This is a genomic window from Serratia odorifera (assembly GCF_041448735.1).
Classification (GTDB): domain Bacteria; phylum Pseudomonadota; class Gammaproteobacteria; order Enterobacterales; family Enterobacteriaceae; genus Serratia_F; species Serratia_F odorifera.
Map to the genome: position 1 here is coordinate 1 of NZ_JBGMUT010000038.1, position 949 is coordinate 949.

Sequence of the window (949 nt, forward strand, 5' to 3'; positions counted from 1 at the left end):
CACGCATTCACGACTAAAATTATCGACTACAGTCAGGGCACGGATCCGGCGTCCGTTGAACAGATTATCAGCAACGAAATCCATACTCCAGCACTGATCCACCGCGGTCACCGCCGGGCGGATACGCCTGTGCCTGGCCGTCACGTGCCGCCGCGGGCGTTTTGACCGCAGGTTCAGCCCCTCCAGACAGTAAATCCGATGGGTTTTCTTGTGGTTAACCAGCCAGCCCTCGCGCCGCAGCAGGATATGGATCCGCTGCACACCATAACGTATGCGGGTTTCTGCAATCTCCCGTACCGTACTGTCGATACTGCAGGTCAAACCATCGACTTCCTGTTGACCGCCAGACGTGACGCTGCAGCTGCCTTGCGCTTCTTTCGCAAGGCCATTCGCCACCACAGTGAGCCAGAGGTCGTGATCATCGATAAAAGCGGTGCCAATACGGCGGCGCTGGTCACACTCAACGCCGGTAAACCTGATGAAGAAAAGATCACCATCTGGCAGAGTAAATACCTGAACAATCTGGTGGAACAGGATCATCGAAATATCAAACGGCGAACTCGACCGATGCTGGAGTTCAACTCATTCCAGCGTGCACAAACGATACTGGCAGGCATTGAGTTAATCCACATGATACGGAAAGGGCAGTTTCATTTCAGCACCCGCAAAGGCCGGATTGGCCGGCATCAGCATCGGCCGGGGCAGCAGCTGCAGGCGCTTGCAGGTGAACTCGCCGTCGACGGTGGCGATGACGATGTCGCCGTGCCGCGCCCGGTAATTGTCACCTAATCCTTAACAACCAGCTATAATCGCACAAGGCGTATCCTGTTTTTACTTCACTTTCACAGCGTCATGGAGGTTGTGCTTTGGGAAAAAAATTCAAAATGGAACACAAGCCGCGCGGCAAGACGTTGGTGACGTTGCAACGCAACGCCGAGGCCCGAGGAGC

Annotated in this window: 3 pseudogenes; 1 reads left to right on the forward strand and 2 read right to left on the reverse strand. The window is 55.2% G+C overall.

Features of this window, described 5'->3' with window-relative positions:
* A pseudogene (locus ACCC84_RS23450) lies at positions 1-300 on the reverse strand (IS3 family transposase); the annotation flags it as partial.
* Here ACCC84_RS23450 and ACCC84_RS23455 point away from each other — a divergent pair.
* Positions 295-669: pseudogene (locus ACCC84_RS23455) on the forward strand (DDE-type integrase/transposase/recombinase); the annotation flags it as partial. The pseudogenes ACCC84_RS23450 and ACCC84_RS23455 sit on opposite strands and share 6 nt — an antisense overlap.
* Here ACCC84_RS23455 and ACCC84_RS23460 read toward each other — a convergent pair.
* Positions 622-771, reverse strand: a pseudogene (locus ACCC84_RS23460) (S24 family peptidase); the annotation flags it as partial. The pseudogenes ACCC84_RS23455 and ACCC84_RS23460 overlap by 48 nt on opposite strands.
* Between the last annotated feature and the right edge of the window lie 178 nt (positions 772-949).